At 55.7% G+C, this 25044-nt stretch carries 32 protein-coding genes; 3 read left to right on the top strand and 29 right to left on the bottom strand.

Translation table 11 applies throughout. The features are described 5' to 3' along the window. The 3 genes from HMPREF1986_RS06680 to HMPREF1986_RS06670 form a co-directional block, all read left to right on the top strand. The coding region (locus HMPREF1986_RS06680) for a DDE-type integrase/transposase/recombinase (protein ID WP_021774055.1) at positions 1-495 on the top strand (495 nt) is incomplete at its 5' end. A 215-nt stretch (positions 496-710) separates the two neighbouring features. Continuing rightward, positions 711-1001 carry a hypothetical protein gene (locus HMPREF1986_RS06675; protein WP_051273889.1) on the top strand — a complete coding sequence of 97 codons (291 nt, stop codon included), beginning with the start codon at positions 711-713 and terminating at the stop codon, positions 999-1001. A 389-nt stretch (positions 1002-1390) separates the two neighbouring features. Next, positions 1391-1828 carry a type II toxin-antitoxin system HicB family antitoxin gene (locus HMPREF1986_RS06670; protein ID WP_021774051.1) on the top strand — a complete coding sequence of 146 codons (438 nt, stop codon included), beginning with the start codon at positions 1391-1393 and terminating at the stop codon, positions 1826-1828. Positions 1829-2508: 680 nt separating this feature from the next. On the opposite strand, the gene HMPREF1986_RS12605 is transcribed toward HMPREF1986_RS06670, so the two are convergent. From HMPREF1986_RS12605 to HMPREF1986_RS06525, 29 genes are all read right to left on the bottom strand, one after another. Next, the gene (locus HMPREF1986_RS12605) at positions 2509-3399 is read right to left on the bottom strand and encodes an NlpC/P60 family protein (RefSeq protein ID WP_051273888.1); all 891 of its coding nucleotides are present in this window, start codon (positions 3397-3399) and stop codon (positions 2509-2511) included. Positions 3400-3447: 48 nt separating this feature from the next. After that, on the bottom strand, positions 3448-3651 hold the full coding sequence (locus HMPREF1986_RS06655; protein ID WP_021774048.1) for a phage holin: 204 nt from the start codon (positions 3649-3651) through the stop codon (positions 3448-3450). Continuing rightward, positions 3648-4037, bottom strand: coding sequence for a hypothetical protein (locus HMPREF1986_RS06650; RefSeq protein ID WP_021774047.1), 390 nt, complete (start codon positions 4035-4037; stop codon positions 3648-3650). The genes HMPREF1986_RS06655 and HMPREF1986_RS06650 overlap by 4 nt, the downstream gene beginning before the upstream one ends. Further along, a complete protein-coding gene (locus HMPREF1986_RS13635; protein ID WP_021774046.1) occupies positions 4037-4168 on the bottom strand; it encodes a hypothetical protein in 132 nt (43 codons plus the stop codon). Before HMPREF1986_RS13635 ends, HMPREF1986_RS06650 begins: the two co-directional genes overlap by 1 nt. Before the next feature lie 61 nt (positions 4169-4229). Next, positions 4230-5786 carry a hypothetical protein gene (locus HMPREF1986_RS12600; RefSeq protein ID WP_021774045.1) on the bottom strand — a complete coding sequence of 519 codons (1557 nt, stop codon included), beginning with the start codon at positions 5784-5786 and terminating at the stop codon, positions 4230-4232. A 3-nt stretch (positions 5787-5789) separates the two neighbouring features. After that, complete coding sequence (locus HMPREF1986_RS06640) at positions 5790-6899, bottom strand: siphovirus ReqiPepy6 Gp37-like family protein (protein ID WP_021774044.1); 1110 nt, start codon at positions 6897-6899, stop codon at positions 5790-5792. Between the two features lie 3 nt (positions 6900-6902). Beyond that, positions 6903-7820 carry a phage distal tail protein gene (locus HMPREF1986_RS12595; protein WP_021774043.1) on the bottom strand — a complete coding sequence of 306 codons (918 nt, stop codon included), beginning with the start codon at positions 7818-7820 and terminating at the stop codon, positions 6903-6905. Continuing rightward, positions 7820-10510 (bottom strand): phage tail tape measure protein, encoded by a 2691-nt coding sequence (locus HMPREF1986_RS06630; protein ID WP_021774042.1) that lies wholly within the window; start codon positions 10508-10510, stop codon positions 7820-7822. The genes HMPREF1986_RS12595 and HMPREF1986_RS06630 overlap by 1 nt, the downstream gene beginning before the upstream one ends. A 13-nt stretch (positions 10511-10523) precedes the next feature. Beyond that, positions 10524-11132, bottom strand: a complete 609-nt coding sequence (locus tag HMPREF1986_RS06625; RefSeq protein WP_021774041.1) for a bacteriophage Gp15 family protein — start codon at positions 11130-11132, stop codon at positions 10524-10526. Further along, positions 11129-11524 (bottom strand): DUF6673 family protein, encoded by a 396-nt coding sequence (locus HMPREF1986_RS06620; protein WP_021774040.1) that lies wholly within the window; start codon positions 11522-11524, stop codon positions 11129-11131. Before HMPREF1986_RS06620 ends, HMPREF1986_RS06625 begins: the two co-directional genes overlap by 4 nt. Positions 11525-11651: 127 nt before the next feature. Further along, the gene (locus tag HMPREF1986_RS06615; RefSeq protein WP_021774039.1) at positions 11652-12194 is read right to left on the bottom strand and encodes a hypothetical protein; all 543 of its coding nucleotides are present in this window, start codon (positions 12192-12194) and stop codon (positions 11652-11654) included. Positions 12195-12196: 2 nt separating this feature from the next. After that, the gene (locus tag HMPREF1986_RS06610) at positions 12197-12622 is read right to left on the bottom strand and encodes a hypothetical protein (protein ID WP_021774038.1); all 426 of its coding nucleotides are present in this window, start codon (positions 12620-12622) and stop codon (positions 12197-12199) included. After that, positions 12615-13001 carry a hypothetical protein gene (locus HMPREF1986_RS06605; RefSeq protein WP_021774037.1) on the bottom strand — a complete coding sequence of 129 codons (387 nt, stop codon included), beginning with the start codon at positions 12999-13001 and terminating at the stop codon, positions 12615-12617. The genes HMPREF1986_RS06610 and HMPREF1986_RS06605 overlap by 8 nt, the downstream gene beginning before the upstream one ends. Further along, on the bottom strand, positions 12998-13438 hold the full coding sequence (locus HMPREF1986_RS06600; RefSeq protein ID WP_036599587.1) for a hypothetical protein: 441 nt from the start codon (positions 13436-13438) through the stop codon (positions 12998-13000). Before HMPREF1986_RS06600 ends, HMPREF1986_RS06605 begins: the two co-directional genes overlap by 4 nt. Then, entirely contained in the window at positions 13407-13835 is a 429-nt protein-coding gene (locus HMPREF1986_RS06595; RefSeq protein ID WP_021774035.1) for a hypothetical protein, read from the bottom strand. Before HMPREF1986_RS06595 ends, HMPREF1986_RS06600 begins: the two co-directional genes overlap by 32 nt. A gap of 22 nt (positions 13836-13857) precedes the next feature. Then, positions 13858-14838 carry a phage major capsid protein gene (locus tag HMPREF1986_RS06590; protein ID WP_021774034.1) on the bottom strand — a complete coding sequence of 327 codons (981 nt, stop codon included), beginning with the start codon at positions 14836-14838 and terminating at the stop codon, positions 13858-13860. Positions 14839-14846: 8 nt separating this feature from the next. Further along, positions 14847-15461, bottom strand: coding sequence for a hypothetical protein (locus HMPREF1986_RS06585; RefSeq protein WP_036599651.1), 615 nt, complete (start codon positions 15459-15461; stop codon positions 14847-14849). Between the two features lie 87 nt (positions 15462-15548). Then, positions 15549-15842, bottom strand: a complete 294-nt coding sequence (locus HMPREF1986_RS06580) for a ribosomal-processing cysteine protease Prp (protein ID WP_021774032.1) — start codon at positions 15840-15842, stop codon at positions 15549-15551. Continuing rightward, entirely contained in the window at positions 15839-16564 is a 726-nt protein-coding gene (locus HMPREF1986_RS06575) for a DNA-methyltransferase (RefSeq protein WP_021774031.1), read from the bottom strand. The genes HMPREF1986_RS06580 and HMPREF1986_RS06575 overlap by 4 nt, the downstream gene beginning before the upstream one ends. Positions 16565-16631: 67 nt before the next feature. Then, positions 16632-16841, bottom strand: coding sequence for a hypothetical protein (locus HMPREF1986_RS06570; RefSeq protein ID WP_021774030.1), 210 nt, complete (start codon positions 16839-16841; stop codon positions 16632-16634). Then, positions 16838-18625, bottom strand: coding sequence for a phage minor capsid protein (locus HMPREF1986_RS06565; RefSeq protein ID WP_021774029.1), 1788 nt, complete (start codon positions 18623-18625; stop codon positions 16838-16840). Before HMPREF1986_RS06565 ends, HMPREF1986_RS06570 begins: the two co-directional genes overlap by 4 nt. Before the next feature lie 3 nt (positions 18626-18628). Continuing rightward, positions 18629-20077: a phage portal protein gene (locus HMPREF1986_RS06560; RefSeq protein ID WP_021774028.1), complete on the bottom strand. Its 1449-nt coding sequence runs from the start codon at positions 20075-20077 to the stop codon at positions 18629-18631. 1 nt (position 20078) lies between these two features. Beyond that, the gene (locus HMPREF1986_RS06555) at positions 20079-21446 is read right to left on the bottom strand and encodes a PBSX family phage terminase large subunit (RefSeq protein ID WP_021774027.1); all 1368 of its coding nucleotides are present in this window, start codon (positions 21444-21446) and stop codon (positions 20079-20081) included. Further along, entirely contained in the window at positions 21415-22119 is a 705-nt protein-coding gene (terS, locus tag HMPREF1986_RS06550; protein ID WP_021774026.1) for a phage terminase small subunit, read from the bottom strand. The genes HMPREF1986_RS06555 and terS overlap by 32 nt, the downstream gene beginning before the upstream one ends. Before the next feature lie 126 nt (positions 22120-22245). Then, entirely contained in the window at positions 22246-22668 is a 423-nt protein-coding gene (locus tag HMPREF1986_RS06545; protein WP_021774025.1) for a DUF1492 domain-containing protein, read from the bottom strand. Positions 22669-22707: 39 nt separating this feature from the next. Further along, positions 22708-23214: a hypothetical protein gene (locus HMPREF1986_RS06540; protein WP_021774024.1), complete on the bottom strand. Its 507-nt coding sequence runs from the start codon at positions 23212-23214 to the stop codon at positions 22708-22710. Further along, positions 23211-23549, bottom strand: a complete 339-nt coding sequence (locus HMPREF1986_RS06535) for a DUF1937 family protein (RefSeq protein WP_021774023.1) — start codon at positions 23547-23549, stop codon at positions 23211-23213. Before HMPREF1986_RS06535 ends, HMPREF1986_RS06540 begins: the two co-directional genes overlap by 4 nt. After that, entirely contained in the window at positions 23546-23725 is a 180-nt protein-coding gene (locus HMPREF1986_RS06530; RefSeq protein WP_021774022.1) for a hypothetical protein, read from the bottom strand. The genes HMPREF1986_RS06535 and HMPREF1986_RS06530 overlap by 4 nt, the downstream gene beginning before the upstream one ends. After that, entirely contained in the window at positions 23722-24939 is a 1218-nt protein-coding gene (locus HMPREF1986_RS06525) for a DEAD/DEAH box helicase (RefSeq protein ID WP_021774021.1), read from the bottom strand. Before HMPREF1986_RS06525 ends, HMPREF1986_RS06530 begins: the two co-directional genes overlap by 4 nt. Positions 24940-25044: the final 105 nt, after the last annotated feature.

Here is a 25044-nt window from a genome sequence, read left to right as displayed (position 1 = left end):
ACGACGAATTTCCTTATCCTGATCTTTGACCTGCCGATGAAGCACGGATTCCTGTATCTGACAGCCATCATTGACTGGCACAGCCGCTGTATCGTCGGATGGGAACCGGATGACACGCTGGACACCAGAGCCTGTATCGAGGCCTGCAAGAAGGCGTTCCGCGTGGCCAAGCCAGAGATTCTGAACTCAGATCAGGGCTGCCAGTTCACCAGCCAGGAGTACAAAGAATTTCTCAAGGAGAACCATGTACGCCAGAGCATGGATGGCAAGAGCCGCTGGGCTGACAACATCAGGATTGAGCGGTGGTTCCGGTCCTTCAAGTATGAAGAAGCCTACCTGACGGAATGGCACAACATCAAGGAAGCCCGGGCCGCCATTAGCAGCTACATCCACAACTATAACTTTGAGCGATGCCACTCAGCAATCGGAGATGTCACGCCGGCTTCGGTATACTATCCGGCAATGCTCTATGAGGCAGCCAAGAGTGCGGCATGATCATCAGTGACGCGGGAGTTATCCACACTCCCATAATCATGGATATCAGTTCATTATAAAAATCTTAGATTTTTGTCTTGAAAACTGACCCATTATATTACGCTTAAATTCTGGTTCATACTTTCGTGACATAATGATTTGCTCCTTTACTAAGCTTATTATACTCATTAAGCCACTGGTGTTACAACGTTAGTATATCACCTCAGGGAGAGATGATGACGGGCTGGGCGAATGTCGACGGACGCTGGTATTTTATGGACAGCTCCGGCGCCGTGCGCTATAACTGGATAAGCGACGGAAATGGAGAATGGTATTATCTGAATCCTGTTTCTGACGGAACCAGGGGCGCGATGCTCATCGGATGGCAGCAGATTGACGGCAAGTGGTATTATTTCCATACGGCTTCGGATGGTACCCAGGGAAGGATGCTGAAGAGTCAGAGATCACCGGACGGATATCTTCTGAATGAGGATGGAAGCTGGGATCGGAGTGCTGCGAAGCTATGAAATCCCTCAATGAGGGGAACTGAAAAAAATACCCCCATGTTTGTTTTGTCCTGGTAGAATTGAAACTGTAGGTTTTGTCGGACGGCGTCGGATCGGCGCCGTTCTTTTTTCTGGGATTCTTCGAAAAGGCCATTGACAATACGCATAAGATGGCTGTGAGGAGGATGAGGATGAAGCAAAGAGATTTGATTAAAAAGCTTAGAGTCGGCGGGCTTTCAGTTCAAAGAGCATGGACATGATCATGATAAGTATGTCAGAGGAAGTGATACGGAAGAAGTTCCGAGGCACAGAGAAGTGAATGAGCGGCTCGCAAGACACATTATCAAGAAATGGGGCTTATAAAAACCCCGACCCTTGCTTCATTTTGAGATCATAGGAGGAGATGGCAAATGGCTGAAACGAATATAGTTTATCCGGTTATTATCAAAAAAGACGGGGATACCTATTTGGTTTATGTTCCTGATTTTGATGGAATGACAGAGGGGACTTCTCTTGCTAATGCAATCGAAATGGCAAGGGATTATATCGGGCTTGCATGCCTTGAATTTGATGACCGGAAGGAAGCACTGCCGAAAATGTCGACAGCGGAACAAGCAAAGATGTTGGCAAAAGAAAAGGCAGATGATGAAGAGTTTGCTTTTTCAGACGGAGAGGTGACATATGTTGACCTGAATTTGCCTAAGTACAAGGCTCAAGTTCGCAATCAATCCGTAAAGAAAAATTGCACCCTTCCGCAGTGGCTTTCCGAAGAAGCCGAAGAAGCCGGAATCAATTTTTCGAAAGTGCTGCAAGACGGACTGATTGCGATTCTTAGATCAAGAGCATAAGCGAGATACTTAACTGTGACGACCAAGCTGCAGCTTGGAGGGGGATCCGGCGGGGATCTTATCTGCTTTCTAAAAATTGCCTGGAGCATATCCGGGATATAGCTGGCAGGAGGACAAGGAAAAGGTCCTTAGGCGGCTTATGTCGGGATGCTGAGTAGTTTTCCAAATCAAAGGGAATTATTGCTTGACAGGGGAACGGCAGCAAGGGTATTTTCAGGGAAAAGAAATTTTGTGGAATTCGGGGCGTTTATAGGACGAAGTCCGATAGGGAGCGAGTACACTGATTTCGTGACAAGATTCGTGACAAGATTTTTATGATAAATGTGGCGTATGCTGCGCCGGAGGCGGCAAAAACGAAAGCTGAAAAGCATGAAAAAAGCAAGGAAGGAAGCCATTTCCGGCGGATTTCCTTGCTTTTTTATGAATGGAGCAAGCGAGGCGGTACTCGAACACGTTGCCATTCCACCAGCCCATTGTTTTTGGCCCGTATATCGTACTACGAATTGCAGCGTAATGTAGACAAAGCCCCAAGAACTTCGGTTCCTGGGGCTTTGTCTTATCTGCATTTTCGCATTTAGATGTCCATAAAATCCCACGGTATCAGCGATACCAGAAGCAGGAGCTCGGCCAGTTCTGCAGTGATCGTTAGGAGGCTGATCAGGGCGATCCTGCGCTCCTCCCTAGTTGATGTACTGCTTGCCATTGTAGTAAGCGGCCAGCCAGCCGGATGGTGTTCTGATCCAGATGTTCTCGCCATCCAGCTGTATCTCTTTGCAGGTCACTTTCGTACCCGGATCCATGACACCGGTGCGCGTACTGTCGGCCTGCTGCCCGCTGGCCGTGAGTTCGCTGTGCTTCTTTTTGCGGTAGTTCGTCCCCGGTCCCGTGCGGACGTTGAGAGAGATGTTCACCGTGCAGGTTTGTCCCGGTGTGTAGGTGACGGCTGGCTTGACTGCTGTGGTGCCGCCCTTCAGCAGGGCATTGACTCTGGTCTGCACGGCCTTGTAGTCGTAGCCCGCAGCCGTGAGGGCCTGCTTCCTCGCGTCGCCGCTGCCCCACTTGCCTGCCAGGACTTCCCGGGCCAGTTCGTCCAGGGTCTTCCCCGTGGTAGCCGGGTCTCCGGTGTAGCGGAGGATGCAGTCCCAGCCTCCCGTGTAATTGTAGTAGCTGCGGGTCCAGATCTCACGGCCCGTCTGATCGCCGACCCGGCCGCCAGTGGCGCCGCCCTTTTCGTTGATAGACGCCTGCACGATCTGGCCGGAACCGATGCTCATGGCCGTGTGGCGCGCCTCTTTCAGCAGGACGTCGCCACGCTGGAGGCCCGCGCCGGTTGTCAAGTTCACGCTCTTCGTCACGTCGGCGAAGCCGTTCGCCAAAAAGATCTTCTTCATGTTGCCCGTGTAGGTTGCGCCAGCAGTCTTTACCGGGACGCCTGCCTGCTCCCATGCCTGGATCACCAGCGCACTGCAGTCGTAGTCCTGCTTCCATCTGTTGGCTCCCTGATCATAGCCATGGCTGTCGTCGTTCGCGATGCCGACGGCCCAGGTCACGGCCTTCTCTGTCTTTGTCACTTCGTTTTCTACCTCCTCATTGAATAATTCCACCTCTGTCAGAGGTTTTTAAAGCTCTTTGTTATGCTGGGCTGTGCTGATGCCGAGAAGCGCCCCCAGAAAGGCATCCGCCGCAGTGATGGTTCCGACGATCTGCTCGCCATAAGGCAGGCCCCAGATAGTGGCCAGAGCGAAGTAGAACGTGCCCGCTGCGGGCAGGGCAATCTGCGCGATGAACTTCAGCGTGTCGTAGGTTTTGTCAGTCATTTTCATTTTTCGATGCCGTAATCCTTTCTCTTGATGGCCGCGTCCCGCTCTTCCGCCTCGTCGTCTCCGATGATCGGGAGCTTCTGGCACTCGTTAAATCCGGTCTCGCAGTCCCCATTGCCTCCGAGTGCTCTGTAGGGCACGTATAAGTAGTTGAGATTAGTCTTCTCTTTGAGGGTGATGGCGCCGCGCCTCATGAATTTATCTGTTAGGTAGAGCAGCTTGTCATGTCCCAGTCCGAGGAGCATCTTGGCAAGCGCGCTGTCGTTGCTCTTCGCCTCGTCTCTCAGCTTGTCTCTTCGCTGGATCTTGTACAACACGATGCTCAGGAGACCGCTGGAGAAGACCGCAGAGATCAGCGCGGTGATGATGGTCTGTATTGCTGGAATCATTAGTCCGTTACCTCCTCTTCCTTTGGTGTGCGTTCCCCCGTGCAAGCGGCGACCACTTTGTGGAGGCTGCGGATCTTCGGCACCTGGTCGATGATCTGCAGCCCTGCGTAAACCTTGCTGTCGAATATCATAGTGTTATTCCTCCTCTTCTATGGACCTTTTGACATTGACACGTTTTAATCTCTATGACGCTTAAAAAATTGAGAAGGCCGGGCGGACTCCTCCAGAGTTACCGGCACCGTTGCTGCCTGCGTTACCGACAGTGGTCACGAAAGCGAAGGTTGCCGCGTTTGCCACATCGCGGAGCCAATAACCGCCTCTGTCATGGATCTTAGTTGGATCCAGCGCAAAGAGCGGGTACTGGGACTTGTCGATAGTGTGCTGATTCGCGAAGCTTGTTCCCTGTGTGCAGTTCGCGAAAATTTTGCCGCCGTAGACGTTCTGCTCCGTCATGAGCTCGACTGTGCTGTCATACCAGGAGCTGCCGGTCTCGCAGCCATTGGTGGCTTTGTTTTTCAGAAGCTGACGATGGCTCAGCACGTGAGAGCCGAAAGCCGCGCTGATCGTACTCTTTGCTGCGTCCAAGCGCGCCGTGTACATCTCGCTGCCGACGTATGCGCCGACGGTGGTGTGTGAGGAGTTCATCAGAGCGTAGTAGAGAGACTTGTCGGGCACCAGTGTGACGTGGTGCTTCGTACAGGCAGTGTCTCCGGTCTGCAGATAGTAGTCGAAGGCTGCGATGCGATAGATCACGCCGCCGATCGTCCAGTAGTCTCCGATGTACATGCCATCGAAGGTTCCGGTGCTGATCGCTGCGGCTTGCTCTGTGCTGAGAATGGTTCCCAGATTCTTGCCTCTGTAGATGCTGTTGTGGACGCCTGCGCCGCCATAGTTTGCGATAATGTCCTTCAGAGCGTTGATCTCATTGATCAGGTGGCCGGCCACATCCCTGTCGAGTAGACCCTGGACGCCTGCGAACCAGGCATTGAAAGCGCTCTGACTCGTGCGCTGGAACTCTTTGAGATTTTCATTCACTTCAGTGAAGCTCGCCTCACCCCGTGCCCGGAGATCCTTGGTGTAGTCGTCGATGGCAGCAGTGAACGTACTGTACGCTGTGTTGGCCATCATGTTGAACGTGTCATAACTGAGGTTTGACTTATCCACGAACTCCTTATAAAACGCGTTGAACTGTGCATAGAATGCCGAGGTGTCAATGGAGTCGATGAACTGAGTGATGTAGCCACAGACAGAGCTGTCTGCTCTTGTGTCCGTGATCACGCTCTGGCTGATCGCCGTTTGGTTCACGCCGATCTTGACCGTGGCCAGTCCGAGCTCATAGTAGTCACCACTGGCGGGCTGCAGGAGCTCAGGAGCCACCGGAGAAGATGCTGGCGTTCCCGTCTTGACGATGATTTCGCAGCGGCGGTCCAGGTAGTTGCAGCGAAGCACGACGCGGTCGATGCGGCTGTAGGCCGTCGGTGCCGTTTCGAGCGGGATCGTCTCTGCGACAGCATCGTAGGCGAAAGCGCCGTTGATCAGGCCGAAGCCTGGCGCTATTACAACGGCGAGGCCGGACTCTGCCGCTGTGACCTGGAAGGTATTGGCCGGCTTGGCCAGAACTCCATTGGTCAGGAGCTTCGCAAAGAGGAGCCTGAAGAGCTCCGACGTTTCGGCCCTGTCGAAGATCGGCATGCCCTCGGAGTCGACTCCGGTAATCTCAGAGTCAAAATATCCGTATCTCATAGCCATTTTTTAGCTTGCCTCCCTTTTGATGATCTTGGTGATGGATGTGGCCGCACCAGCTCCGAAGGTCACACTCAGCGTCTTCTTGCTGCCTTCATAGACCTCCTGAACCTCTGTGATCCTCTTGGTCGTTTCGATGCCCACCTCCGTGTAGCGATAGGTGCAGAGATCGCCTAGGTCGAAGTCCGTCATGTAGACCAGGTTCGCCTCCGGGTCGACGTCGCTGTTGACTGTCTCGACCTTCTCGTATTCTGCGAGCTTTTCCAGTCCGCGCTGTCTGAGCATGGCCCTGTATTGTGCGGCTGTGTATCTATGCTCTGCCCCGCTGTCGTCCTGCCAGGTGCTCTGCAGGTCTCTCGCGTCGACGTAGAGCTCCCGGCGCTCCTCTGCAGCACTCCCCCGGATATCCACCTCAACGATGCTCCGCGCGGCGCCCTCTCCTTCTCCGGCGACGTAGGCGTAGTTCCTGTAGCTGCCCTCGTCTCGGTCGTAGATGGCGTTTTTGATGTTGTAGTAGCTGTCGGCGAAAATGGCCCAACTGTTGGCTGTCTGACTGTCGGCGCGATCCTTGCCCTGCCATACCTCGAAGACGAGGGTGTTGGTCAGGTAGTCGTAGACCAGTCTGTGGCTCAGTTCCTGAGTCTTTTCGATCTCGTACAGCTTCGACCCGAGGTCGCCGCCGGTCGACTCGACTGTGATGCCGGAACCGAGCCCAGCACTGGCCCCTAGGACGATCTGCGGGAACCTCCTGTCAGAGTCTGATGGACTGATCAGGTACTTCTGGATCAGTGCCCTGCTGATCGCTTCCGGTGTGCCGGTCATGTTGACCGACGTGTTGATGACGCGATTATTCAGTAGCGACTCGGCGAAGTAGCCCTTGCAGTAGGCCGTTCCGGCTCCCTTGTCGTTTCTTGCGAATTTGACCTCGCGGATCACGCCGAGCTCCTTCCGGTCATTCCGGTAGAGGTAACGCCCCGTGTTCATCAATCCGAAGAAATCAGCAGGAGCATGCAGCTCGAAAACGCCGGCGTCGTAGTAGCGCCGGGTCCAGAGGAGTGTGTTGAAAACGCTGACGACGCCCAGCGTCTCGAAGTTTTCGTCCAGAATTATGAGATTCATAAGCTATACTCCCAGATACTTCGGTGTGTAAAACAGATTGACGTCCAGGTTCGTGTAGTTTTTGTCGGCATCGTATTTGAGATAGTTGTCACCTACTGCCAGCTGGAACGGCTCGCTTCTGCGGTCAATGCGCTGGTAACAGTTCACCCCGTTCAGCGTGATGACCTGGTGCCTGTCGTTGGTGTCGATCAGGAGTACGTCACCCTGCTGCATGGCTATGTTGACGCGCATATACTGACCGGTCTGTGTGTTGGTGATCTTCGGGTTCATAACGTCACCGCGAGTCGCGACGAACTGGATCTGGACGCCGGTGGAGACATCGCCGTCATTGGCGAGGACGACTTCCTTGTGCAGCGTTCTGTAGCCCATTGTGAAGCCTCCCAGCATCATGCCGCGGGCTTTCTCTGGGTAGTCCAGTTTTCTGATGGCTCTCTTCTCTAAAACTCTCCACGGGAACGCGAAGAGCGGGGAGATGCTGGCCATATTCTTGCCGAAGTTGTCGACGCTCAGCATGTATGGATCCGGGCAGATGAGGTCCACCAGAATCCCGAGCTTCACGTCCCAGTTCGGTGTCTGCTTGAAGGTCCAGCCCTCGAGCTCGTACTCAATATTGCGGCTGATGCCCATGTTGGTGATCGTAGCCTTGCCGGTGTACTTCGGGTTGAAGAATTGGATCAGCTTGGCCCTGTTCTGCGGGTTGTTTCTGTTACTTTTGAAGCTGGCCTCGATGTGGATCGGGCGTGGCTTGATCTTCTTGCCGTCGACGCTGACGCCATCCACCAGAGCGGTATTCGACGTCGAGATCTCCAGCTCGGAGGACTCCAGGCCGGTGATCTTGGTGATGTCGATGTCTTCACCCGGCCCCAGGCGGAGCACCTTGCCGTTGCAGGCCAGCTCAATTGCGATAGTGTTTTTGGTCATTACTGGACACCTCCTACGAGCTTGCGCACTGCCTCACGCTGCGCCTTTGCCGTCTCGGACGGTGTGGCCACCGGAGTGTTGTACGTGTTGGTCTGCTCCACATGGTTGTCGTTGTTGATGATCGTGCCGCCCGAAGCAAGGGCCGCCGCTCCTGTCGCCGCGTTGGCGTTGAGCGTGAGATCTCCGGCGCTGGCCTTGACCGATGCCTGCATCTCCTCGACCATTCTAGCGGCCTGCTGCTTCATCATCTTCAGATTTCCTGGCATGGCTCTAATGACGCCTCGGGAAATTCCTGCCGGAATCCAGCGGCCAACGCCCTTCTCGAATTCTTTCGACGGGCTGTTGATGTCCAGCGCGTCCTTAGCAGCATCCAGGAGGGAGTCAGCCAGATCTGCCACTTTGTTCTTAAGCCAGTTCCAGCCGGAGCTGATGCCGTTCCAGATGCCGGTGACGATGTTTTTGCCGATTTCGGCCATCTTCTCCGGCAGGCTTTTAACGCCGTTGACGATCGCGTCGAAGAGGCCCTTGGCTGCTGCTGTGCCCTTCACGGCCAGATCAGCGCCCCAGCTCACGACCTTCTGAGCTGTGTTGGCCAGCCATGTCCAGACCTTCTCAGGGAGCTGCTGCACCCACGAAATGATCGTGTGGAGCATGTTGCTCATGGCTGCACTGGCGTGCTGCACCATGTTCTGACCCCATTGGATCAGTCGAGCGACGGTGTTGGCCAGCCATACCCCGACCTTCCCGGGAAGTTGCTGCACCCACGAGATGATTGTGCTGAGCATACTGCTCATGGCTGCGCTGGCGTGCTGCACCATGTTCTGGCCCCATTGGATCAGCCGAGTGACGGTGCCAACCAGCCACATCCAGACCTTCTCAGGAAGCTGAGATACCCACGAGATGATCGTGCTGAGCATGTTGTTCATGGCCGTGCTGGCATTCTGAACCATGTTCTGACCCCATTGGATCAGTCGAGTGACAGTGTTGACCAGCCAGGTCCAGGTCTTCCCGGGGAGCTGAGACAGCCACGAGACAGCAGTCTGCAGCGTACTGCTCATAGCAGAGCCGACGCGGTCGATCACACCGCGGCCCCATTCGACGAACTTGCTCCAGACCTCGGCGATGAACTGCCCGAGTTGGCCGTAGAAATTGGCCTCGAATTTCATCCACTCGGTGATGATACTGGCCAGTGCATTCCAGATGTCCGGCAGCGCTTCGAGGAAGCCCTGGGCGAGGCCTTTGATCAGGGTGAGGCCGGCAGTCACGAGCTGCGGCAGGAACTTGATCAGTGAAGTCAGAATGTAGGCGGTGAGCTTCACCAGCGCAGGCATAAGAACCGGCAACGCTGTCGCCAGTCCAGAGGCCAGACCCTGAATCATTTTGCCTGCCGACGTCAAGAACTTACCCACACCGTCGCCGTCGATAAATGTGGTTATACCGTCTACAATCTTCCGAGCGGCTCCCGCCCAGTCGAAGTTTGCGATGCTATCGGCGGCCTTGTTCATCATGCCCAGCATTGCGTCAGCGACGCCCTGGAGGCCGTTTTCGCTCAGGCCCTTTGAGATCTTCGCCAGCGCGCTCGAAGCGCCGTCCGCGGCTTTTGCGAGCGGGCCGGAGGCCATCTGGAAAAGAGACGTCGCGATGTTGCTCATGGACGTCTTGATCTGCTGGCTCTTGAACTTGAGCGTATCACTGACGGTGGCGTATGCTTTGCCCACGACATCCGAGTCGGTGCTCATGCCCTGCAGATCCTTCCGGAAGGTCTCGCCGCCTTCCGACGCAATGGCCAGGGCGGCCTTGCCGGCCTCGATCGAGCTGAACATGTCGACCATGCTCTTGCCGTTCTTATCCGCTTCGCCCTGCATCATGGCCAGGACTTCGTCGAGAGTGGCGCCCGCGTCCATCATCTCGCCGAAGCTCATGCCCGCATACTTGGAGCCCTCGGCCGCCTTCGTGAGATTGTTGGCCGCAAGCGTTCCGCTCTTGCCCAGCTCTGCGATCAGACCGTTGAGTTGTGTGGTTGCCTGAGCTGTCGGTGTACCTTGTGCAGTCATGACTGCCAGAGAAGCGCCGACCTGCTCGAAGCTGACACCGAAGGCGGCAGCTGTAGGCGTTACCTGTGCCAGGCTGCTGCCGAGCTCGCCGACGGTGGTGATGCCGAGGTTCTGGGTCTGCATCAGAACTTTCTGAACCTTGCCGATGTCTTCCTCGCCGGACATGCCGTAGGCGTTCATCGTCTTAGCCGTTGCCGAGAGGGCTGTGTCCATGTCCGTGAAGCCGGCCGCCGCCAACTTGCTGGAGGAGTCCAGCATCGTGCCAAGATTCCCGGCCGATACACCGGCGGACTCTGCAGAGTAGGCCGCCTCCGCGATGGAATCAGCAGACAGTCCGGACGCCGTCGAAACGTCGAGCATGGTCTGCTGCAGCTGCCGGAACTCTGCATCTGTTCCGGTGAAAAGTGTTTTTGTTTTGGCACTGGCCGCCTCGAAGTTCATGCCGCTGCTGAGCGCTTCCTTACCTAGTGCAGCGACGCCTTCCACGGCTTTTGTCATCATATTGCCGGCGAACACGCCCAGGGCGTTCTTAGCTATGTCGCCCAGACCGCTGGCGCCCTTTTTCATCCCGCTGGTGTCCAGCGAGGTGTCAAAGGTCAGTGTGCCGTCGGATCCGAATAGTGTCAGATTAAACATGACCGCGAGCTCCTTATTGATCGAGTAATGCGGCAGGGCTGCCGCCGTTCATCAGTATGGTCGCCAGGTCACTCTCGAGCTGCTGTCTGTTTTTAGATTCCGGCAGCTTGTACAGCCGCTTCATTCTCTCGTAGTACTGCTTCTGCTCTTTGCTGAACTTGTTGGAGATCTTGACCGTTCTGAAGCCAATGATTTTCATGAACTGCGTCGTCTCCGGCAGTGATTTGAACAGCGCCCGAAACTGCCACCAGTGGAGCTCGTTCTCAGCCAGGTCGATGTTGTACGCCTGCCGGAACGCTGCATAAATGTAGTCGGCATCAATCTCGTAGTTAAAAGGCTGGACTTCTTCCGGGCCGTCGCCTCCGATCGTCTCGTCCGGATCTGCGCCGCACCTATAGAACCAGGTGATCTTCTCCACAGCTTCCATGATCGCTGCCTCGGTGTTGAGACTCTGCCCTGGGATATAGAGCCCCAGCATCGTCTCGATCTTCTCCAGATCATCCATAGATTGGTCTAGGATCATCTGCTCGAAGAGGATGCCAGTGCGGAAGCTCGTCTTGATCGGGATCATCCGACCTTCAATCTCAATGCTGTCAGGCAGGCCGTCGATCAGGAGGTTCATTTCTTACCGTGGAAGACGAGGCCAGCCATCTGTGCCTTCTGCCGCTGTACCTGTGCTGCCTGGCGCTGGGTGTACTTGTTGGTGAAGTCGTTGAGCCTCTTCTTCTCAGCGTTGCCCCAGTCTGTCAAAGTCGCCACGGCTTGGAGGTGCGCCATGAGGTTCTTCTCCTTGCCTGCGAAGATCTTGTCCGCAGTTCCTTCCCCGAAGATCTCGTTGAAGTACAGGTTGACCACTTTGATCTGCTCAAGGTAGCCCTCCTTCAGGCTGTCGTAGTGCTTGACCTTCTGCGCCAGCGCATGCTGCTGGAGATGTCGAGTCGCATCCTCATACTGTCCGATGAAATCGGCGTCCATGAAGTCCGCCTCGAGTTTGATGCCGTTGATTTCTATCATTGTTTTGTTCTCCTCTGGTCGGTGCCTATATTAAAAGTGTCAGCAGGTACACCGTTACCCGCTGACACTCTGGCCAATCCCTGCAGTGCAGTCGCATGGCGCCAGTATTTGCGATTCTGTACGCGACTTAGGTGTCGTATTTTCCGCTGAAGTCTCCCGCGGTGAAGGTCTTGCTGACGGTGTCGAACTTGCCCTGGATCGGGTTGCCAACTGCGTGGAGCGTACCGCTCACGCTGATCTTCTCGCCGCCGTCGCCCTCAATGTCGCTGACCTCGTTGGACACTGTGAACTGTCTCGCAGTGTATGCCGCAGAGGTCTCGGACACCGCGCCGATCGGGTTGAACAAATCGACGCGGACGTAGGTGTGAACCGCTGCGTCTCCGGTTGCGTGATCTCTGCCGTCCTTGTAGAGCATGTAGATCGCCTTTTGGGAAGGGATCAGTCTGGACTCGTAGGAAAACTCGGTTTCGTAGCTGGTGATATCCGTCGAACTCGTGGTCTCGTTGATGTAGGTCTCGCTGTCCGTCTGAGCGCTGGGCGATTCATTGAGGGACGTGAAGCCGGTGCCCATGAGCTCGAACGCTGCGCCGACTTTGATGTAGTCCGCGATTGCGTTACGAAGCAGGGCAGTTCTGCTCTCGCCAAAGAGCTGAAGGTTGAACTTCTTCATGGCTATGCCTCCTTGTGGTAGGTTAGTTCTATTTGTATCTGGTAGCGGGCGTTCTTGCCCGTCTCGTCGAACATGTAGCCCGGCGATAGGGTGGTGATGCTCTCCGGATGGCAGCCTTCCGGCAGCTCCGGAAGTTCCCCCGCCTTATTCTTTCTGTCGATCCAATCTGCCAGATCCTCATAGAAAGTACTGTTGGTGATGTTCTGGATCCGGTCCATGCTGTAATACTCGCGGCTGCCGAAACTGAACTGGAAGCGGCGATCGCTGGAGCCGTCGATGTAGTTCTCGATCACCGGCGTGTAGATGCCGGTTTCGATCGCATACTCCGTGGGCTGATCACCCATGGCATCGACGCGGAGCGGGCCGTCTCTCAGGATTGGGCACTGGAGCATCCAGGCGCTGACGCCTTCGATGATTGACTTAACCATTGCCTCCTCCGATCAATTTCAATATGGCCGATTTATTGGCCGTTTTCATACGCTCAAACCACATGCCGCCGCGCCGGGAGTCATAGCTTCTGGACCGGGCGGTGCTGTAGTACTGGTGACGGGCGTAGGGCGCGATGTATTTGACCTCTCCGGAGCCGATCACTGTGCCAAGAATGCCGGACTTCTCCAAAGTGCCAGTCCGCAGCGGGACCATCGAGCTGCAGAGCCTTAGGACCTCGCTGTCGATGATCTTCTGCTTCTCGCTGAGCAACTTGTTCATCCTCGGAGCATAGGACTCGTTCCAGACGAGTCTGGCCTGTCCGTTTGGCCCTTCGATGATACTGCCCGCGGGCGTCGTTATCTCCTTAAATGCCATCATTCACCTCCGATCCGCCAGTGTTTGACGGTGTCAGTGCCTCGGATAGTGTTGTCCGCGTACTCCGTGACCGTGATCGCATCGCGGCAGGAAGAGCGGATCAGGGCTTGCAGGGCCGCTTCATCGATCGGTCCTGCCAGGGCCGTCTCTTGTGTCAGCACGATGTCGCCTTTCTGGATGGTCCAGTGCCGCATCGCCTCGTCCGCTGTCAGCAGCTTATAAGCCGCCGCACTGACATAGGTACGGCCGTCTTGTGCGATCGCGTTATACGGGATCCGCAGCTTGTAGCTCAGCTTCTCGCTGCGGTTTCCTCCCGTGTCGTGGCTGGAGCTCTTGCCCTCGAAGTAAGAGGCGCTTGCGACGCTGCAAGGGAAGAACATATCCCGGCGATCTGATCCCAGTCGTCTGTTAAAGACAGTAATCTTCACCTGCACATTCATTGCAGCATCCTCCCGTCTTGACCCTGCGCCGAAGCCATCCAGTCGGCAGCAGGTAGAGCCTGGCCGCCTCGTAGACCTTCTTTCGAAGCGCTTCCTCAGCCGTCTGCCCATCCTGCACCTCTGCAACGTAGGTGACGCTGTAGCCGTCATTACTTTCGCTCTTGACGCCCTTGGCCGCTCCTTGGCCGCTGGACGCCAGGCTGTTGTAGTAGATCACCTCCGCAGCTGCACAGACAGCCAGTTTAACGCGGTCGACGTCTGGCTTTGCGAAGATGTCCCCGTTGATGCAGGTGAAGTAGCTGATGTGCGCCTCCGCCTTTGCCTCAGCGACGGGGAAAGCCGCCTCCGGGATCGTCTCACCGAAGGCGGCCTTGAAGTATTCGTAAGTGACGTACATCAGGCTGCCCTCCCTTCAGACCTTAGGCGGTGAGAATCGCAAACGGGAAGCGGGAGGCGGCTTCGGACTTGCCCTTCAGTCCGGTGACAGGATTCGGGATCTCCCAGCCGAGCCTCATGACGGCACGAAGAGCGACCATGTCGTTCTGCATGAGGTTGTACGCGATGGTGCCGTCCGTGTTCTGGACCACGCCCTCAGTGAAGAGCTTGAAGGTGATGTCCTGGCGGATGCTGTAAACCAGCTGAGTGAAGTCGCCGGAGATCATGAGCGCCTTAGTCTTGTCAAAGGCACCGTTGCGAGGGAACTGGATCGCAGAGCCGTCCAGGCTGTAGTTACCGGCGTTCTGGATGGAGTTCAGGAAGAGCGGTCTTCCGTCATTGTCCTTGAGGCCGCGGAGTTTTGCTCTCATGGAGATATCCGCCACGTGACCAGATACAAAGTAGCCGGACTCTTCTACCGCGGAGATGGTGCCTCCCTCAGCGAGGAGAGCGTTAAAGAGGTCCGGAGTAGTCGCGAGGGATACCTTGGCTCCGGCAGGAACGGAAGGAACCAGTCCGGCTCTCCAGTTGGTGGGCTTGCCGGTACCGAAGAGGATGGCCTCGTCAATGACCTTGCCGAAGGCCTCCTGGACGCGAGGCCTTACCTCTCCCCAGATGTCGTACTCAGAATCGTCGAGCACTGCCTCAGGGATCGGAATGATGACGGCGATCTCTTCGGCGTGGATCGTCTTCTTGGCCCATGCCAGGTTTGCTGTTTTCTTCTGGCCGGAGTCTCCGTCGACAAAGTAGGCGACCGGAAGAGAGTCGAGAACCGGAAGCTTGGTCTGCTTTGCAGTCATGTTCGCCAGGCGACGACCCATGGATAAAGCGGCAGACTGCTCGACGGTGCCCTGGATGATTTCACGGGCGCGCTCCTCAGGAATGAGCGCCTCGGCTCCACTTCTGTCGATACCTGTGGCGGCGTCAAAGATCTGTAAATCAAAAATGAAACGCTTTTTCATCATTTTCCTCCTTATATTCGGTAACCCGCAGCTCTGCGGATGGCGTCGTTGATGCTTGTGTTCCCGTCAGCGCCTGCTCCACTGCCCTGTGAGCCATCCGGTCCGGTCCTGACTCTGTAGGATCCGGTCGATGTGAAGCGAGGGTTGTCCTTCAGGAACTTAGTGACAGCTTTTTCAAAGTCGAGTTTGTCGTCATTCTTCATCATGACGCCCACCTTAAACTGAACATAGTCAAGGTCCTCATCGCGGACGCCCTTCGAGCGAAGAGTCGACTGATGTTTCATTGCCTGGAGCTCTGCTCTGGCGTCATCTCTTTCCTTCTCGATTGCTGCTACGTTTGGCTGACTCCTGGCTCTATTGGCTTTAAAGTCTGCGATAGCCTGCTCGATCTCGGTCTCGCTCATGCCCTGCTGCTTGAAGTAGCTGCTGAGTGCAGCTTTTTCCGCCCTCTGAGCTCTTGCATTTGCGATCTCTTCAGCCTGTGCAAAGCTAAAGCCTCCGGATCGGTTTCCGTTTCCTCCGGAGTTCTGGCCTCCGTTGCCTTCCCCAGCGTTTCCGCCCTGTGCACCAGAGCTGCCCTCGCCGCCGTCATCAAAGAGCTGTAAGTCGAAGATTTTCTTCTTCATGTTGTTTTTCCCTCCGCTTTTGTTAATGTGCGTGAACATTCTCCGCTTTAGGCCCGTCGGCCATAATTAAAAGTACCGCGAGGGCGCTCAAATTATCAGTATTTCGCCATACGCATCTTGAATCCGCAGAATACCGAGGAACCAAGTGCTGATTAGCGAGGAGCCGATGTCGCTGATCGTATCCCACTCAATCACAACGTCACCTGTCTCCGCCGAGTAGGCGATGCGATCCTGCGCGATGTCTTCCAGTCCGCTGATCAAGGTAAGCGTCAGAGCTGAGACAGCCGCGCACACGATGTTCTGGCCGGGCTTTGCCCCTTCTGGCCGTGATGCATGCCCTTTCACTGTGATGATGTGTCTGTCAAGGTGTACCTCAATCAAAACTCTGCCTCCTCAATTCTTTTCTTTGACACTTGAAAGTACCCAGGGTCGAGCTCTATGCCGTAGAAATCAAGCCCCATATGCATGCAAGCGACTCCGGTGCTGCCAGATCCCATGAATGGATCCAATACGGTGCCGCCTTCTGGCACCAACCGCAGCAAGTTCTCCAACAATTCCACCGGCTTTTCCGTTTGATGATGCTTATCTTTCGACTGGACCCCTGGGATGCTGTAGCATCCAGCAGCGACCTTGCATCCTTTTACCATCGGGGCCGACCTTGGACCGTTTGACCCCCATACGAGATACTCACAGTCGTTTCTGAAGCGTTCTGGAGTTGGCCTGCTTGTTCTCTTGTCCCAGACCACGATGCCGAGCCAGATGAAACCAGCCATCTGCAGAGCGTCTGTCATCGCTGGCAGATTTCTCCAATCAATAAAAGTCCCCAGGATCCCCCCCTCCTTGACCTTTGACCTGAGAGTCGTGAAAACTTCACGGCAGAAAGCAGTGAAGCTTCTCTGATCCATGTTATCGCCGGAAAAGTTCTGGAAACGCGCAGCGCCATTGTGTTCTGTATCGCAATACTTTGTTCTTGTATCCTGTTTTCTGCTTCCGGCGAAGAGCCCGCCGGAGCTGTATGGCGGATCTGTTAGCACCATGTCGATGCTCCCGTCCGGGATGTTGTTAAGCTGCAGCAGACAGTCGCCGTTGAATAGCTGATACATGCTTTTGGTCCTTCTTTCTGATTTTGGGCACGAAAAAACCACCTCGCTGCTTCCAGCTTGGTGGTTCTTAATTATTATAATAAATGCGGTCGAGTATTTGCTCGGCTTCTCGACCTAACTCGTTGAGCTCTTCGAAGTTTTTCGGGCCGTAGCCTTTCTCTGTCATAAAGCCGTCGATCTCGTCGAGCAGGCCTTCTACGTCATCTGCTTCGATAAGCGCTGCCGCCTTATCAAGGTTCTTAAGCAAGAAGGTCTTATCTTTCTCCTCAATTATCATTTTTTGCCTCCTCTCGGGTTTGCCTGGATCAGACGGTGGTCCCTCACGCTGATAGTTACGTTCGCTTTTTCTCCTCGGTACGTTCTTCGCACATCCCCGTCAGCCATTATCCTCTCTGTAATCTTCTCGGGCTTCGCCAGTGCCTCGTTCACAGCTTCGATGGTTGTGGCCTCTCGCATACCTTCATGCGGCTCAGCCGTCTGCCCTATCACTCGGTCGATGAAGTGAAGTGCATAGGAATCTATTCTTACTCCGTCGGATGTCGTACAACCTACGACGCGTTCCTGCACATCCGCTGCCGTCTTTTGATACTGCTCAAAGCCGACCAAGGAGTTGATGTCACCCTTCTCGACCGCTCGGCCATATCCGCGGAGGAGCTGATACTCCTCGGCTTTATTGTGCTTTGCCTCCTTGTACTTGTCAAGGGTATCTAAAGTCGTGCTCGTCGCCCCGATGTCTTTGAGCCACTTCTTGTGATCGGCCGCCCTCTGCGCTGCCTCCATGTCTTGGCGCCTGCGATTTTCCTGCCGCTCCTTTTCTTTGTTAATCTGCTCGGTCTGCCACCTTGCGAAAGCCTGAGGACTCGGCGAGATTCTTCCCGGAGTTCTTCCGGTGTAGACTCTCTCCATCTGCTCTTCCAACTGCATGCAGCGGCTGAAGCTTCGATACTCTTCGAGCTGAGCCTGATACCTGCATTGTGCCTCTACTATGGCGTCATGCTCAGCCCCAGCCTGCCGGAGCAGCTGCACCTTCTCGCGCTTTGCCCGCAGGGCCGTCTCCATTTGTCTTTGCTTCTGGGTCGCTTCGTAGGCGTTATAATCCTTGCCCCTGTAACTCCGCCGTTCTGCCTCCCTTGCGGCCATTTCCTCAAGCTCTGAGTCTGTGTAATTGCGTTGGCTCACGCCCTTGATGAATGCATAGTAACCATGATGGCAGTTCCATCCGCAAAGACCTCCTCCAGACCCAAGCCCGCAGACATCAGTCAGCTGCTGCTTAGTCCAGACGCGCCCCTGCCATGCCGCGTGTGAAGGCCTGGCCGCCGCATGCGCGGAAACCTCGAAGAGAGTGGTGCCAAGCTGCTGGGCGTTCCTGTCCGTCACTTTCCCGGCTAATTGGCTGAAGCCGGTCAGCAGGGCGCGTCTGACGGCCACATCGATGCGGTTATGCCAGCCGCTGGCATAGTCAACGCCGTAACTTGTCTGCGTATCACAGAATACGTGATCGGTGCGAAGCCCTGACTTCGTCATCATGTTGGTCGTTTTTCTGATTAGCGTGTTGTAATCATAAGCTCCGCTGGCCATTCCCGTGATGGCGTCGTCCAGATAGCTGTTGTAGATGTCGGACAGCGGCGTATATACCGTCTTGCCGCCCCCCTGATCTACCATGAAACCGGTCGACCCAGTGATGTTGTAGAGCTCCTCTGTGGACTGCCGGATCAGCGCATCGGTTATCTGGCGGAGCTCAGCATTTTGTTCGTACGGAATAAACTCCTTTCCGACGGCCTCATAGATGGCCTTCTGGCTGGTATATTCTCTTGCGATTACTTCTTCATAGAGCTGGCGGACCATTTCCTCATTGCCATCCACAGCCTCGGAAATCAGCGCCCTGATGTCCTCTGAAGAACTTCCCAAGATAACCAGGCGCTGGATCTGCCAGTCGGCTGCTGAGGTGATTGTACCGGCCATCCGGATACGTCGCACCACGTCCTTCATGATGCTAAGCTCCAGCTCTCTGTACTTCTTCTCTACGCCTGCCGCGAGCAGGCTATGGTAGCTCTCATCCATTTATCAGAAAAGTACGCCGGGGCTCTGCTCGGGGAGCCGTGCAGCTGCAGCCTCTTCCGTCTCCCCGTACCACTTGGCGCGGTACTCAGGCAGGCCCATGACGCCGATGGCCACGTCCTGGCGGTCTTCCTGCCTCTCTGTTTGCTTGTCGACGATGATCGAGTCGTCAAAGTCTATCGTGATGTCAGTGTCCTCGACCAGTGCGGTCATTCCTGCGGTCCTGCCGAGCCTTATAATCGCACGGATGAGGTCGATCAGCGCCTGGTTGAGAATGATCTCATGCTTTTTGACATTTCGGTACATGTCCGAGTTCTCGCTGATGACCTGGGTGGCCGTTACGATTGCACCCTTCTCAAAACGATAGCACTGCGTACCGAAGCCGCACTTGAAGCTGAGAAGGTTCAGGTCATTGTTGATAGCCTGCTCATGCTCCTGTACCCTCAGCGACATATTGACCTCATGCATTGCTTCGTGGGACTCTTTGAAGAAATCTTCAGGAAGCTGATAGAAGACGCTGTCGTCCGGGTCAAAAACCTGCGAGCCGTCTGCGTCTGCCAGCATCTCAGGAGCGACAAAGATGCGCTTGCGCCCCAGCGTAAACTCATTCGAGTAGCTGTCATACTCCAGGTCAAGCTTAGCCAGTACGTCCACACTGTTGGCGAAGATACTCACCCCCATCGGGTTGGTATCATCTTCATCCACATTGTTTACGATGTTCAGTCTGTCAATGACAAACTGAGGCTTGGCCGATCCAGTCTCTACTCTCTCAGCAAGTCCTGAAAAGCACGGGATCTCGTCCCACTGCGCCGGCGTGAGTTCCTTACCGGCTCCATCTGACGCAAGCACGACACTGTTTTCAATGACATACTGAAAGCCAAGGTCCTCACCGTCTTCCCCGATCATCTTTTCCCTCTTGTGGTGCTGGAACTGTGCATACTTCTTACGCTTGTAGGTCTTCTCAAACACGAAGATGCATTCCGTGATGCGCGAGCGCTCCCAGGCGGTTGGGAATATGTTTCTGGCCACCACATAGTCCAGCTTGACATCAGCGCTTACTACGCTGCCGTCCTTCGCTATGATCATGTTGGTCAGATACGGCACATATGCCACCGTTCCGCAGGCTGCTTTCCTCTCCTGGTACTCATTCCCCTGCACGGTGAAGTTCGCTTCCTCAAGCACGCCTTTGACAAACGCCTCCGTCACGGGGTCCTTAATTGTAATTTTGACCTTCTCGTTGAGAAGCAGGTCGCTGATATCCTCGCAGAGCTTCTTCGCCATGCCGAGGCTCTTGCGGTGACAGCGTGTGTAATTGGATGCGCCTCTATACACGCGGTACCAGTGGAACTTCTTTACGTCCGACCTGTACCAGCTGTCCCACATTGTGATCTTGCTGTAGAATGAGGGGTCAAGCGTGTCGATGCCCTTCTTCTTGAAATACGTGAAGATATTCATGTCAGATTGTCCCTTCTGCTTCTTCGTTCTCCTCCTCTTTACCCTGCGCCGGGAGATAGTACTTCAGCTTCGGCCAAAGGCCCATCACCAGGTAGCGGATCGCGTCCATGCAGTGGTCTTCCGCCTTGACCGGCTTCTCCCGGCCTCGCTCAATGCTCTTCCTGTCGTATTCATAGAGCCCGAATTCTCTCCGAGCGTTCTCCTGCTCCGGGGAGACCGTGAGCATCCCGAAGGTGAGGAGTTTCTGCACCCTGGAGATCCCCAGGGCGACATCGTTCTGGGCGTCCCGCAGTCGGACGCTGTAACCGCAGCCGTGGATCGCCCGCTTGATCTCCTCGGCCAGACCGGCAGCAGACGGATCGATGAAGACGTAGAAGCTGCTGCAGCGGTATGCTTCGTGCAGGCCGTCCAGGAAGGCGACGAAGTCCTCCGCATATCGGCTCGGGCTTTTCTGCGTTCCGGACTCCCTGCCGCTGTGGTAATACTCTGCCAGGCCTTCCAATCGGTGTTTCGCCATGTTGAGGCCAGCCGCCTGGTAGGTGGTGGCGTTCTGCTGGCCGTAGTCAACGCCCACGCCGATCAGCGGAAAGGCGTCCTCCTTTGTCCTGGCGACGTTCTTGCCGCCGAACATGTAGTAGATCAGCTCGTCCACGCCGATCGAGAGCCCCAGCCAGAGCCAGCGCCACTGGCGCTCGTCGATCTGTCTCAGGATCTCGGCCGACTCTAGGAGCTTCTTGCCGATCCAGGCCTCCGGCACGTCTCTGTAATCCACATGGACGTGGATCGTGTCCGGGCGCTGCTCCATCTTGCGGGTCCACTGGACGACCGGCGCATTCGGGTTTTTCGGCGGGTTGTAGAGGTAGAGCATCTGAAAGCCCTCGTCGTTGCCCCTGACGAAGGTCGCTTCGATGTTCTGAAGCTCGTCCTCGCCTTCGCCCTGCTCGAAGAACTCGTTCACCTCGTCGATCATGACCAGCCTGATCGGCTTGCTCTCGTCGATGATGCCCTTGGTGTCGTCAGTATTATCGGAGCCTGTGAAGTAGATCGTGTTCCCGTTTTCCAGGAACGTGACCTCCATCGGGCTCACGGTGATCTTGAAGAGGCGCTCGTCGAGGCTAAGCCTCTTGATCGCTCTCTTGATCTCCTTATACACAGTCTTCCGGAGCTTGTTGTGCCGCTTACGGATGACGACGGCGCAGCCGTTGACGCCCTGCACGATCTTGAAGACTGTCTCGATCGCTGCCTCTGAGGACTTCGTCCCGGCTCGGCCAGAGGTCAGGATCTTGTGGGTGTGCTCTTCGTCATTGAACACGCCCCAAAATTTTGGAATGATCAGGTCACTGATCCGGATCTCGCTGCTTGGTGTCATTGATGATTGTCACTCGCTTAATCTCACCGGAACCGCTGCCCAGTTTAGCCCGCAGGAGCTCGAGCCGGAGCTTCTGCTCTTCGGTGGCGGTTGCGCCGCGTTCCCGCAGCATCTCGGTGTACTGTTTGATTAGGCCCCGGAGGGAGTCCATGGCGCGGCTCTGAGCCTTCATGAAGTTGGCCTGCTTGTCCCAGGCCTCCTGCACCTCCCATCGCGCGCCTATGATGTTCCCGTCCTTCTCTTCGACTCTCTCGATCGTCTTATCCTGCCAATCCCTGACATAGGCGATCTTCTGGGCTCGGATGATGGCCGTGTACTGTAGTTGAATATTGTGCCAGAGCAGATCCAGCGGGTCCGCCTTGGCCACTGCCGTAAAGACCTCCAACGTCTCCTCCGGCAAGTACCTGGCGAAAAAGCCGTACTTCTCTGCCCGCTTATTTCCCAGGGGCGCCCCAGTGGCGTTGTGATTCCCCGGCTGCCCGCCACGTTTGCGAGCGTTCGCCTTTTTTCGTTTCGAACGTTCGCTCTTTTTGCCATCCCAGCCTTGGGTGCATTTCCATCGGCGGACAGTGCCCTGCGGAACTTCGAGCCTAGCTGCTATTTCCACAAGTTTGAGACCCTCTCTGTATAAAGCCAGGGCCTCGTCCGCCTTCGCGTTCTTCGCCCTTGGCACGGCCTCACCTCCTCGCTCATTCGTCTATTTCGCGGATAGCAGAAGAGAGCAGGTGCTCCTTCGCCTGCTCTCATACGTCTCACACTATCATAATAGCACATTCATTTTTGCAATGTTTGCCGACTTTTAGATGTCCTCCAGTACTATCCCCAAGTGTAGGACTCCTTGTTTCCGGAAGTAGTACGTCCTCCGGACGCTGTAATTGATAATCTTGGCCACTTGCGCCATTGGCACCCGGCCGATGTAGAACTCAGCCAGGACCGTCTTTTCGTTGTCATCCGGCAGCAGCTCGATGGCGTCGCCGATCTCGATGATCAAGAGAGCCTTTTCCTGCTTCAGCTGCTCGATCTGCTCCTCTAAATCAACGACCTTGCCGATGATCTCGCTGACCTTGTCGGTCGGAGAAGTCTGGACGCGATCCTTGTCGTACTGGATCGCGCCGGCCCCCAGGCAGCTCCTCAGCTCCTCGCACCGAAGCTGCTTCCGCTTGATGGCGTAATCCTTCTTGCGGATCCGCATCAGGTAGTTATAAGTATCTTGTAAGTCCATGGGTCCGAGCCCTCCCTCTGCGTGCGTCGCAGCGATACCCTATGCAAGCATAGAGGCTGCAAGCTCGGCATTCTGCTTCAGCTTTTCCGCACGACTTACTGCCATTTTGAGCCGCCAATGGTAATGCCGATAGTAAGATAGTGCGTCGCGCTGTACTCGTCTCGTGTCTCGCAGCTCCGCCTTCAGCTCCTTCAGCTGCTTTCGGCAGCTGCGCTCTCCCTCTCGAGTGCGAAAAGTCCCAAGATGCCGCTGCGTCGATGTAACCTGATCCGTGAGCCTGCTGATCTTCGGCTTAAGCCCGGACGCCTCGCGCCAATACTTTATCGACTTTTCCGCTAAATCCTTTCCGTGGTCCAGCGATTCCGCTGCGCGCTCCCTGCAGTGCCGGACGATGTCCTCCCGGATTGCATCGCGATGAGACACGTCCTCCCTGATCATCTTGAGCAGCTTCCGGAGTCGAGACGCCCGGGCCGGGAAAAAGGTGTCCAGCACGATAGTCGCGTGGCCCCTGTCAAAAGAAAAAGAGATTACCTTTCCGTCTGTCATGATCTTCCCTCCTTTATCGCCTGAATCGGATTCTTCAGCAGAGCCTCCAGGGAGATCACGATCTTGCCCATGGCCAAGGCATAGCCAAGCTCCCTGTTGGCGCCCTTGCTGCTTTCCCATCCCGGCAACTGTATCAGGTAGTCGGCCTTCGAGAGCATCAGCATATCGATCTCCATGATGTCCTCATAGCTCAGTGCTTCGATCGGAATGACATGGTGCAAGGCTGCAGGATTGATCACGTTGTAGCCCATATGGACGAGCTCCTTGGCCGTCCATGCGAATTGCTTCTTGTAGTCGGGGTTGCCCATTATTGGACCGCTAAGATATCCGATCATCTGTATCTCCTCCCAGTTTTCTGATCCTTCAGATGGATCCTGTTTGTTATCTCGTAACCGGCCAGAGCCGCCGCGGCCTTGATCGTTCGAATTAGTTCGCTGACCTGCTTCGGCTCTTTGTCCCCTCTTCTGACGGCCTTGTCAGCCGTTGGGTCCGGATAGCCTTCTGCGTTCACTTGGTCCTCCTTTCTTTGAGCGCCGCCAGCAGTGCGGCCTGACTCATGTCTTTTGCTTCCAGGGCCTTCATTACCTGCTCATCCACGGTTCCCTCCGCTACGAGGTGATGGATGATTACCGGCTTCTCTTGGCCCTGCCGGTATAGTCTCGCATTGGCCTGCTGATAGAGCTCGAGACTCCAGGTCAGGCCGTACCAGACGATCGTGTGGCCGCCGTCCTGCAGGTTCAGGCCGTAGCCTACGCTGGCCGGGTGCGCCAGCAGTATGCGGACGCGTCCTTCGTTCCAGTCTTTGATGTCCTTCGGGCCCCCCAGCTCTCTGGCTTCCGGGATGGATCCCCGGATCGCTTCGAGATCATGCCGGAAGGAGTAGAAGACCAGGACCGGGCTGTCCGTGTCCTCGATGATCTCCTGGAGGGCTTCCAGCTTCTTCCGGTGGATGTCGACTGGCTCTCCCTCCGTGTTGTAGGCCCTGCCGTTTGCGATCTGCAGGAGCTTCGTCATGACGGCCGCCGCACTCAGGGCGACGATATCATCCTCTTCGGACAGATGGAGAAGCTGCTCGCTCTCCAGGGTCTTGTAGAGTCCTAGCTCCTGCTCAGACAGCTTGATCGGGATCACGTTGTCAATCCTCTTCGGCAGCGTCAGGTAGTCCTTCGCGCTCATGCTCACACAGAGGTCGCTGATCCGCTTCTCGATCGCCTCCCGGGCGCCCTTCCTCAGGTCCCACTTGTAGACGATATAGCCGTTGCGGGCGCCTGGCTGGAAGAACTCCTCCCGATACGCTCCAAGCGTTCGGCCCAGGCGCTCACCCCGATCCAGCAGGTACACCTGCGCCCACAGGTCCATGAGACTGTTGGGGCTTGGCGTACCGGTGAGGCCTATGACGCGGGGGCTCTTGACGATCACTTTGCGAAGGGCCCGGAAGCGTTTGCTCTGCGGGCTTTTGAAGCTCGAGAGCTCGTCGATCACGATCATGTCGAAGTCCCAGCGCTTGCAGTTCTCCACCAGCCAGACCACATTTTCGCGGTTGATCACGTAGATGTCAGCCTCTGCTTCGGCTGCTGCCTTCCTCTGCGCTGCGGTGCCCAGGATCTTGGAGATCCGCAGGTCCTTCAGGTGGTCCCACTTCTCGGACTCACGGCTCCAGGTGTCCTCCGCCACTCGCAGTGGTGCAATCACCAGGACCTTCGTGATGTTGAAGTAGTCATACATGAGATCCTGGATCGCCGTCAGCGTGATGACGGTCTTGCTAACCTAAGCCCATATCTAAAAACAAACCGATCTTCGGCTTCTCAATCGTTAATTCAATTGCCCGCT

This window comes from Oribacterium sp. oral taxon 078 str. F0263, from assembly GCF_000469565.1.
Taxonomy (GTDB): domain Bacteria; phylum Bacillota; class Clostridia; order Lachnospirales; family Lachnospiraceae; genus Oribacterium.
Note: the sequence above shows the minus strand (reverse complement) of the source record. Positions and strands in the feature narration are given on the sequence as shown.